Here is a 3,910-nt window from a genome sequence, read left to right as displayed (position 1 = left end):
GCCGGCCACGATGGCGCCTTCGCAGCCGGGCACCCAGCCGAACACGGCCGCGCCAGCCGAGGCCGGACCTTCGACGGCGATGGAATTGACCTTGCCGCATGACCTGTCGCCATGGGGCATGTTCATGGCGGCCGATATCGTCGTCAAGGCGGTGATGATCGGGCTGGCCTTTGCCTCCCTCGTCACCTGGACGATATGGCTGGCCAAGTCGCTGGAGCTTTTCGGCGGCAAGCTGCGCATCCGTCGCGCCGTGCGGGCGATCGGCAAGGCCGCCACGCTGAAGCAGGCCAGCAGTACCCTCGACCGCAGCGGCGGCCCGGGCGCGCTGCTGGTGCGGGCGGCCGAGGAGGAGACCGCACTCTCAGCCGGCGCCCTCGATCATGTCTCAGGCGATGGCCTCAAGGAACGGGTTACGTCGCGCCTGTCGCGCATCGAGGCGGCGGCGGCGCGGCGCATGTCACGCGGCACCGGCGTGCTGGCGACGATCGGCTCGACCGCGCCCTTCGTCGGCCTGTTCGGCACGGTCTGGGGCATCATGAACGCCTTCATCGGCATCTCGCAGGCGCAGACCACCAATCTCGCCGTGGTCGCGCCGGGCATCGCCGAAGCGCTGCTGGCCACCGCGATGGGCCTGGTCGCGGCCATACCGGCCGTCGTCATCTATAACGTCTTCGCCCGCTCGATAGCCGGCTATCGGCAGATCCTCGCCGATGCCTCGGCAGGGGTCGAACGACTGGTCAGCCGCGACCTCGACTTCCGCACCGTCGCGCCGGCCGCGCCACTGGCAGCGGAGTAGCGCCATGGGAAGCAGAATCCGACAGACCATGGATGACGATCTCGAGGAAAGCCACGAGATCAACGTCACCCCGTTCATCGATGTCATCCTGGTGCTGTTGATTATCTTCATGGTCGCGGCACCGCTGGCCACGGTGGATGTCAATGTCGACCTGCCGGGTTCGACCGCAACGCCCGCGCCGAGGCCCGAGACACCGCTGTTCCTGACGCTGAAGGACGATCTGACGCTGGCGATCGGCAATGACGGCGTGCCACGCCCGGCTTTCGCCGCGACGCTGGACGCCAAGACCAAGGGCGACAAGCAGACGCGCATCTTCCTGCGCGCCGACAAGGCGGTCGCCTATGGCGACCTGATGGAGACGATGAACCTGTTGCGCGGCGCCGGCTATCTGAAGATCGCGCTGGTCGGCCTGGAGACGGCTCCCGCGTCCAATGCCCCCGCGCCCACAGCCACCGGTGCGGCGGCGCCATGACGCAAGCGGTCGCCGTGCCCTCGGTCCAGATGTCGCGCTTCGGCTGGCGCGACCTTGGCTTGTGGGCCGGTGCTGCCGCGCTGGTCCTCGGAGCCCATGTCGCGGTCGCCTATGCAGTGCAGAATCTCACCATGGTCACCGAAGCGGACGGCGGTCCGCCACCGGCCCAGGTGATCGAGATGGCGCCGATGGTGGTGATGCCGGCCGTACAAGAACAGGTCGCCGCGCTGGACGCGGTGACGCCAGATCAGACCGAACCGACACCGACGACCGAGCCGACACCTGAAGAACCGGTCGAAAAGGCGGAGCCGGTTGTCGAGCCGCCGGAAGCGGTCGCGCCCGACGAGGCCGAACCCAACCGGACCGAAACGACTGAAGAGGCCGATCAGCCGCCGCCGGATGAGGTCATCCCGGATGTTGTCGAGGCTGTCACGCCAGACGTCGTCATTCCCTTGCCGCAGCCGAAACCGGTCGAAATTGTCAAAGACAAGAAACCGGTCGAGGCCAAGGCGAAAAAACCTGTCGAGAAGCCCAAGCCGCGGCTTAAGAAGGAGAAGGCGGCTCCGCCGAAGACGGCAACCGTCGCCAGCGCCGACGCACGGCCCGCGGCCAGGACCGCCGCGCCGAAAGCAGCGGAATCGACGTCGCGCTCCGGCGACTCCAGCAAATGGGACTCCCGTCTGGGTGCCTGGATCAAGCGGCACACGCGCTATCCCAGTTCTGCCAAGGCCCGAGGCGTGGAAGGCAGGCCGTATGTCGCCTTCACGGTCGACTCGTCCGGCCGGGTCCTGTCTGCCAGGCTCTCTCGTTCCTCCGGGGATGCGGATCTGGACCGTGCGGCGCTCGCCGTGCTGCAAGGCGCCACGGTGCCGGCACCGCCGCCGGAACTCGGTTCGCGTCTGAGCCGTACAGCGCCGTTCGTGTTCAGCCTGCGCAACTAGGACCGAATTTGGTCTAAGCGGCCTGTCAGTAGGCCAGCGACAGGCTCAGGGCCTCGACCTGTTCGAGATAGAAACGGCATTTCGTGCGCAACAGCCCGAGGCTCGGGTCATCGGCTCCGTTGATTTCGATGGTCTGCATCATGAAGTCGAAATGGGCGTGGAAGGCGTCCACTGTACCCCAGAGACTGTCGGCCTGGCAGCTGTCGGCAATCGCCATCGAGACGAGTTGGCGGGCCTCGATCTGCGCGGCGACAGGCGATGGCGGCCGCCTGACGATCAAGACGTCGAGCCGGCTGAAAATGCTTTCCCTGGCATCGACGCTTCTGATGTTGGCTATCATGTTCATGTGCAGGTCCCCTTGGCATTCCAGACGCGCAATAGGTTCCGGTCTGAAATTGAAAAACTGGTGAGCAGAGCATTTTCAGCGGCGCCAATGAGCGCGTGGCGTTTTGGCGGGCGACATGCATCAAGCTAGCGCGACCGGATGCCGGTCCTGCGGGCAGGATGCAATCAGGGCCGGGATGGCGGTTGCATCGGAGGGATGGCCCCTGATGATGTTGGCGACCTCGGCATCTGCCTGCTCGAACCAGTAGACCATGTCGGCGCGGTGCAGGTCCGTCGCGGCTTTCTTCAGCAGCGGCAGCAGGCTTTGCAATGCGCACAGCGTCTCCCAGCGGTTTGGCCGCGAGGTCGAGCCGGCCACCGCGCATGCTGACGATTGCATCTCGTTAGGCTCTCCGTGGCTGGGCGGCGCGATTGTCTTTTGCCTGCGCCTTGGGGTGCAGCGGGTTGCCGCTGAGCTGCGCGTGCCTGGCTGGCCGTGCGCCGCGAAGAACGTCGAAGGCCTCTGCATAGGCCATGCCCAGCAGATAGGAGATCATCGGAAAACGGCTTGCTTCGGCCATTTGCACGAGCTCATTGGTCATCGACGAAATATATTGAAGACTATCGATTTCCGACTGGCGTAAGGATTGATTTGGCACGTGCTGCTCCTGTCTCTGGTTATACCCTGGGAACGCGTTACTGGCCGAATACACATTGTTGGTCGACTAATTGATGGATTGGCCCGCGGTGGAGGGATCTCTTTCCGGGGTCGAGAGGGTCAAGGCATAGATCGGTGCGTCGGTGAGGCTGTCGAGACCAAGCAGCCGCTTGATCGCGGAATGACTGAGCGCGGCTGTCGGGCAGGCCGACAGGCCATGATTGGTCGCCGCCAGCATGATGTTCTGGCCGATATGGCCGGCCTCGATCAGCACGACACGATAGGCGTTGGCGTCCTCATATTTCCACATCGTGCGGTCGAGCCTGGCGCAAAGCAGGATCAGGCACGGCATGGCGTCAGCCCACTCCTGTCCGCCGACCAGTTCGGAGATCTTCGGCAGATGGTTCGCGGAAATCCTGCCAAGGTCGTGGTCGGCGGCGGAATAGTGATAGACACCGGGTTCGAGGCCATCGACGCCGAGCGCGACCACATAGGCCTCATAGGGATTTCGCGCGCCGCCGGAAGGGGTCATGCCAAGCGGCAGGGTGCCGACGCAATTGGCGGTCTCACCGATGATGCCGAGCCCTGCGAACAGGCAATCGGAAAGCTGTTTGGCCGTGATGGTGGGCTGAGCCGCCGTGCGGTTGGTGCGGCGCCGCGCCATCAAGCCAAGAAGTTCGTTGTCTTCCAGTGCATTCGGCAGCTGGATGGCGCTGCGC

At 64.9% G+C, this 3,910-nt stretch carries 7 protein-coding genes; 3 read left to right on the top strand and 4 right to left on the bottom strand.

Annotated elements, in window-relative coordinates:
• From exbB to EN925_RS26570, 3 genes are all read left to right on the top strand, one after another.
• The coding region (gene exbB, locus EN925_RS26580; RefSeq protein WP_245487311.1) for a tonB-system energizer ExbB at positions 1-796 on the top strand (796 nt) is incomplete at its 5' end.
• Positions 797-800: 4 nt separating this feature from the next.
• A complete protein-coding gene (gene exbD, locus EN925_RS26575) occupies positions 801-1,268 on the top strand; it encodes a TonB system transport protein ExbD (protein ID WP_127368168.1) in 468 nt (155 codons plus the stop codon).
• On the top strand, positions 1,265-2,209 hold the full coding sequence (locus EN925_RS26570; RefSeq protein ID WP_127368167.1) for an energy transducer TonB: 945 nt from the start codon (positions 1,265-1,267) through the stop codon (positions 2,207-2,209). Before exbD ends, EN925_RS26570 begins: the two co-directional genes overlap by 4 nt.
• Positions 2,210-2,234: 25 nt before the next feature.
• Here EN925_RS26570 and EN925_RS26565 read toward each other — a convergent pair whose 3' ends face one another.
• The 4 genes from EN925_RS26565 to EN925_RS26550 form a co-directional block, all read right to left on the bottom strand.
• Positions 2,235-2,555 carry a hypothetical protein gene (locus EN925_RS26565; RefSeq protein ID WP_127368166.1) on the bottom strand — a complete coding sequence of 107 codons (321 nt, stop codon included), beginning with the start codon at positions 2,553-2,555 and terminating at the stop codon, positions 2,235-2,237.
• A gap of 120 nt (positions 2,556-2,675) precedes the next feature.
• Positions 2,676-2,933 carry a hypothetical protein gene (locus tag EN925_RS26560; protein ID WP_127368165.1) on the bottom strand — a complete coding sequence of 86 codons (258 nt, stop codon included), beginning with the start codon at positions 2,931-2,933 and terminating at the stop codon, positions 2,676-2,678.
• Positions 2,934-2,937: 4 nt separating this feature from the next.
• Positions 2,938-3,114, bottom strand: coding sequence for a hypothetical protein (locus EN925_RS26555; protein WP_224700463.1), 177 nt, complete (start codon positions 3,112-3,114; stop codon positions 2,938-2,940).
• 144 nt (positions 3,115-3,258) lie between these two features.
• Positions 3,259-3,910: SagB/ThcOx family dehydrogenase (locus EN925_RS26550; protein WP_164894403.1), on the bottom strand; the 652-nt coding region annotated here is incomplete at its 5' end.

The organism is Mesorhizobium sp. M7A.F.Ca.US.006.04.2.1 (assembly GCF_004022915.1).
Taxonomy (GTDB): Bacteria; Pseudomonadota; Alphaproteobacteria; order Rhizobiales; family Rhizobiaceae; genus Mesorhizobium; species Mesorhizobium ciceri.
Note: the sequence above shows the minus strand (reverse complement) of the source record. Positions and strands in the feature narration are given on the sequence as shown.